We start from the raw sequence: 5561 nt of genomic DNA on the forward strand, positions 1-5561 counted from the left end.
TTTATATTTTAACATTTTTAAATTTCTTTGTCAAGTCTTTTTTAAAACTTTTTTTAAAAATGTTTTTTTATCTTCATCAGAAGACTTTAATTATTTTATCATTTCGTCGAATGTTTGTCAAGAAGTTTTTTTATATTTTTTAAAACTTTTTAACCGTTTACTTCGTTGAAATAATAAGTTTTGTCTTTTCTTTAAGACTTTTTTATTTTATCATTTCTTTTTCTTTTTGTCAAGAAGTTTTTTCAATTTCTTAACATTTGTTATTTTGAAATGTTTTATTGTTCGTCTTCTCTATCAGAAGACTTTAACTATTCTATCATTTAGTTCTAATTATGTCAAGCTTTTTTTAAAACTTTTTTAAAAAGAATTTGTATAAATAGTTATCCTCTATTAGAAGACTTTTACTATTCTATCATCCTAGTTTGATTATGTCAACATATTTTTTAATATTTTTCTTTTTTTAATTAGTTAATCATTCAATAATTGTAAAAGAGAATACTAATCTACTATAGTATCCTCTTTCACCTGCTTTATTTTCTTCTATATATTGTAAAAATCAAATACTGTAACCGGAAGATTACGTTTATGCTCTGATTTTATATAGTATCCTTCTATTATCTCTCTAATATCATCAGGTACTTTTTTACCTTCTAAATAGTCATCAATATTATCATATGTTACACCAAGGGCTACTTCATCTTCTAGAGCTGGTCTATCTTCTTCTAAATCTGCAGTTGGTTTTTTCAAATATAAGTGTTCCGGACAATCTAAAGCTTTTAATATCGCCTTACCTTGTCGTTTATTTAATCTATATAATGGTACAATATCTGCTCCACCATCACCATGTTTTGTAAAAAATCCTGTAATTGCTTCTGCTGCATGATCTGTTCCAACAACTATACCTTTATTCATTGTAGCAATTGAATATTGAGCTTTCATTCTTTCTCTTGCTTTCTCATTCCCTTTAGCGAAATCTGTAATGTCTACTCCTGCTATTTTTAATGAATTAACACTGGCATCTACTGCATCTTTAATATTCACTGTATATACCTTATCAGGATTTATAAATCGTAATGCATCATTACAATCGGCTTCATCAAATTGCTCACCATACGGAAGTCTCACTGCAATAAAAGTATATTCTTCTCTCGTTTCTTCTTTCAATTCATTAATAGCCATTTGACATAACTTACCACACAACGTTGAATCTTGTCCGCCTGATATACCTAAAACTAGACTTCTTATAAAACTATTTTTCTTAATGTAGTCTTTTAAAAAGTTAATAGTTAGTCTAATCTCCTCATCAACATTAATTTCAGCCTTACATCTTAGTTTTTTTATTACTTCTTGTTGTAATGTCATATTCTCACCTATTAATTAGATTTTTTTGTTACTTTTTTTAATATTGTATTTCTATTTTCCCAACATTCTGTACTTAAATCCACCGGATAGAACTCAGGGTTTAATAATCGTAAGTACTCATTCCATAGTAGTTTTTTATTTTCTTTAAAGTATCTCGCACTTTCTTGTACTGTTGGAACTTCATAGACTTGTTTTCCATCTTTAAAAATATCTACATGTAGATCTCTCGCTTCAAAGTTTTTAACTTCTTTTTCTAAATATGTGTGTGTCGGGTGGAATAATTTTATACTTGGCTCTGCACTTACATCTTCTTTTTCTAAGGCAATATAGTCACCTGCTGCCATACCTGTATCTTTATTTATTATTCTATAGACTTTTTTAATACCTGGAATAGTTAATTTACCTGGATTTTCTGAAACTTTTAATCTATCAATCATCTCTCCGTTAGCATTTTCTAAACATGCAAGTTTATATACTGCGCCTAATGCTGGATTATCGTAAGCAGTTATAAGTTTAGTTCCAACACCCCATGCATCAATTCTAGCACCTTGTTGTTTAAGGTGAGTAATAGTATCTTCATCTAAGTCATTAGAAGCTACTATTTTAGCATTCGGATATCCCGCCTCATCTAGCATTTTTCTTGCCTCTTTTGAAAGATATGCAATATCTCCTGAGTCTAATCTAATACCTAAGAAATTAATTTCATCTTTCAATTCATCTGCAACTTTAATCGCTGTCGGAATTCCTGAACGTAATGTATCATAAGTATCAACTAAGAAATAACAATCTTTATGTGCCGCAGCATATTTTTTAAATGCAATTTCTTCATCCTCATACGCTTGAACAAATGAATGAGCATGCGTTCCACTACATGGAATGTTAAATAGTTTCGCTGCTTTTACATTACTCGTTGCTTCGAATCCTCCAATCACAGAAGCACGAGTTCCCCAAATCGCTGCATCAAATTCATGAGCACGACGTGTTCCGAACTCCATACAAACTTCATCTGGACATAAGTGCTTAATTCTAGCTGCTTTTGTCGCTATAAGTATTTGATAGTTAACTATATTTAATATTGCAGTTTCCATAATTTGAGCTTGAATTAGAGGTGCCTCAATTCTTAAAAGAGGTTCATTACCAAAAACAATCTCGCCTTCCTTCACACAACGAATATTTCCTGTAAACTTCATTTTACTTAGGTAGTCTAAATAATCCTCTGCATAGCCTAATTCACGTAAAAAATCTATGTCAGATTTTGAAAACTCAAACGAATTCACATAATCAATAATTTTGGCAAGTCCAGCGAACACTGCATATCCTCCACCAAACGGTATCTTTCTAAAATACACATCAAAATATGATTTTCTCTCATGTATTCCATCTTTGAAATACGCATATCCCATGTTAATTTGATAAAGGTCGGTATGCAATGCATCACCTTGATATTTATTCATAATTCCCTCCGATTTATGTATCATTAAATTTGTTATCTATATATTAACATTTTAACAACTTTTTAACAAATATTTATACTTAAATATACATAATTAAATACTACTAAATTAATCCTTATATGCCTATAGATTACGTATATCAACTATTCATACTATTAACAATGAAAAGTATTTTTTTATAATATTTTTTAAAATTCTACTCAATATAAAAAAGAAGTAACAAGTATTATTACCCGTTACTTCTTCGATTATTAGTGTTTGAATTTCTATTAGTTGCTCTTTGAGCTTGAGTTTGATTTTGCTCATTGTTATTATTAGCGACTTCTTCATCTTTATCAGAAGATTTATCTTCAGTTTTCTTGGTATCACTAGTTTTTTTCGTATCATTAGTTTTCTTATCATCTTTTTTCGCTAACTCAGGAATTTTACTATCATCAATTCGTCCATTATTATCTTCAATTTTTTCCAAATTACCATCCATAATAGATTTTATCGCAGCTTGAAGAAAGTTCTCCTGTAATGGAATATTAAAAATTAATTCACCTTGGTAACTAAGACCATACTCTTGCCTTACTAAGTCAGTAATAAAATATGGATCTTTTAACTTATCAATCACTAGCTCGTTAACTTTGTTTTCTTTATCTAGATTTTCAATCATTTTATTCTGCTCTGCTAATTGAGAATTAATTTGTTTTTTATCACGTATGTACAGAAATGTTTGCAACAATGTTACAGATAATGCAAAAGTCATAATAACTAATATAATAAACTTACGACGTTTTCTATATTTCGCCTTAGCTTTTAGCACATCTTTTTTAAATTGGCTATTCTGTTCTCTCATTTTCTAGTTCTCTTGATTTTTCTGAAAGAATTTTAAACATTTTTGTTGCATCTTCTTTTTTAGTGCTGTCTTTTAATTCCAACACCTCGTACTCTAGTTCTTTTTTCGCAAAATAAATAGTAATTTTATCCCCTATTTTTAAAGTACTAGATGGTTTTGCTTTTTTCCCATTAATAGCTATGTGCCCTTCTGATGATATCTCATTAGCAACTGTTCTTCTCTTAATAATTCTTGATACTTTTAAAAATTTATCCAAACGCATTTAATCACCCCTAAACATTAGTACATTCTATTATCACATATTTACTTACTTTTCGCAAATAAAATCCTCAATAAATATTTCAAATTTTAAAATCCGCTATTTTATCCAATAAAAAACGAGAGCGACTTGAAATCTTGATTCCATAGAAATCAATACCTCTAAGTCAGCTCTCTACATTTGTTAAAGTACTAAAGATTTAACAAACTACTTTATTATCATGAGTAGAATAATCCTACTATGCCCAGTTTCCATCTTTGAAAATAGCTATTTCTTTACCATCTTCTGTGTAACCAGTAATATTTGTTGTCGCTTCACCTATCATAAAATCAACGTGAATTAAACTGTCGTTAGCTCCCGCTTCTGCTAATTGTTCATCAGTCATATCAGGACCACCTTTAACACATGTTGGATATGCTTTTCCTAATGCGATATGACAAGCTGCATTCTCATCAAATAATGTTTCTAAGAATAATATTTTCGTATTAGATATAGGAGAATCAAATGGAACTAATGCCATTTCACCAATTCTTCTTGCTCCTTCATCAGTGTCTAATAAATTCTTAAGAACATCATAACCACGCTCTGCTCCGAAATCTACTACTTTACCATTTTCAAATTTCAACCAGAAATTATCAATTAGTACTCCACCGTAGTTTAATGGTTTTGCATTATATACAATACCACTAGTTTCATCTTTGTGAGGCATCGTAAATACTTCTTCAGTTGGAATATTAGCTACAAAACGATCAGCTTTTTTAGCATAACTTCCGGCACTTTGCCAAATATGGTTTTTCGGAAGACCTACATATAGGTCTGTTCCTAAATCATTTGTAATGTGTAGTTTCACCAATTCATTTTCATGTAAGAATTTAGCTTTTTCATCTAGAACTTTAATATGCTCTTCCCAATCTGCAACTGGATCATCACCAGTTGAGCGACAAGCACTTAGGATTTGATCCCAAAGTTTTAAGTATGCTTCTTCATCACCTAGTTCAGGATATAGTCTTTTCGCCCATCCAACTGTTGAAGCAGATACAACACACCAAGGGCATTCGTCACTCATGATAGATTTCATGTAATTACGCATCGCTTTAGAACGACCTACCATAGAAGCTTTTAACTTTGCACTATCTACTCCCGCTAATCCATCTGGATCATCTCCGATAATAGATAAGAATGCTGCTCCTTCATCTAGCTCATCTTGATATTTGTCAATGTACCATTGTCCTACCGTACTTAGAGTTTCTTCCGTTTGATAATTCAAGTGTAATTTTGTTAACTCTTGATCACGCCATTCTACAGAGACTCTTTTAGCCCCTAATTCATAGCACGCTTCTACTACCTTAGCAACAAAATCACGTGTTTCTGTACTGGCTCTAACAAAAACTGGTTGATTTTTTTGAATATTTAATCCAACTTTTGCTATAAGTTGTGCATATTTTTTTAATTGTGTGTTTAAATCCATATGATTTACCTCGATTTTTAGACTAAATTTTGAAATAATCGCTAAATTTATTTCAATAATATATATTATATCACTTTTTACAAAATATTAGTAGAAGGTTCCAAGTGAACTTGAAACCTCCTGTGTAGTGTTACAATTGATGTGAGACAAAATATAAAAAAAGAAGAGTAAATCCTG

At 30.4% G+C, this 5561-nt stretch carries 5 protein-coding genes; all 5 read right to left on the bottom strand.

Annotated features, from left to right (window positions below; all coding sequences use genetic code 11):
• Positions 1 to 540: 540 nt before the first annotated feature.
• The 5 genes from nadE to RYK99_RS08610 all read right to left on the bottom strand — a co-directional run bounded on the left by nadE (position 541) and on the right by RYK99_RS08610 (position 5384).
• Positions 541 to 1362 (bottom strand): ammonia-dependent NAD(+) synthetase, encoded by an 822-nt coding sequence (gene nadE, locus RYK99_RS08590; RefSeq protein ID WP_314991815.1) that lies wholly within the window; start codon positions 1360 to 1362, stop codon positions 541 to 543.
• Positions 1363 to 1373: 11 nt separating this feature from the next.
• Positions 1374 to 2816, bottom strand: a complete 1443-nt coding sequence (locus tag RYK99_RS08595) for a nicotinate phosphoribosyltransferase (RefSeq protein WP_314991816.1) — start codon at positions 2814 to 2816, stop codon at positions 1374 to 1376.
• 229 nt (positions 2817 to 3045) lie between these two features.
• Positions 3046 to 3657, bottom strand: a complete 612-nt coding sequence (locus RYK99_RS08600; RefSeq protein ID WP_314991817.1) for a septum formation initiator family protein — start codon at positions 3655 to 3657, stop codon at positions 3046 to 3048.
• Positions 3641 to 3919 carry an RNA-binding S4 domain-containing protein gene (locus tag RYK99_RS08605; RefSeq protein WP_314991818.1) on the bottom strand — a complete coding sequence of 93 codons (279 nt, stop codon included), beginning with the start codon at positions 3917 to 3919 and terminating at the stop codon, positions 3641 to 3643. Before RYK99_RS08605 ends, RYK99_RS08600 begins: the two co-directional genes overlap by 17 nt.
• Positions 3920 to 4154: 235 nt before the next feature.
• Positions 4155 to 5384: an aminopeptidase gene (locus RYK99_RS08610; RefSeq protein ID WP_314991819.1), complete on the bottom strand. Its 1230-nt coding sequence runs from the start codon at positions 5382 to 5384 to the stop codon at positions 4155 to 4157.
• Between the last annotated feature and the right edge of the window lie 177 nt (positions 5385 to 5561).

The organism is uncultured Gemella sp. (genome assembly GCF_963537375.1).
Classification (GTDB): Bacteria; Bacillota; Bacilli; order Staphylococcales; family Gemellaceae; genus Gemella.

What these genes read in the sequence shown, in the direction of transcription:
- nadE (WP_314991815.1), bottom strand. Translation starts at nt 1,362, where the DNA reads ATGACATTACAACAAGAAGTAATAAAAAAACTAAGATGTAAGGCTGAA.
- RYK99_RS08595 (WP_314991816.1), bottom strand. Translation starts at nt 2,816, where the DNA reads ATGAATAAATATCAAGGTGATGCATTGCATACCGACCTTTATCAAATT.
- RYK99_RS08600 (WP_314991817.1), bottom strand. Translation starts at nt 3,657, where the DNA reads ATGAGAGAACAGAATAGCCAATTTAAAAAAGATGTGCTAAAAGCTAAG.
- RYK99_RS08605 (WP_314991818.1), bottom strand. Translation starts at nt 3,919, where the DNA reads ATGCGTTTGGATAAATTTTTAAAAGTATCAAGAATTATTAAGAGAAGA.
- RYK99_RS08610 (WP_314991819.1), bottom strand. Translation starts at nt 5,384, where the DNA reads ATGGATTTAAACACACAATTAAAAAAATATGCACAACTTATAGCAAAA.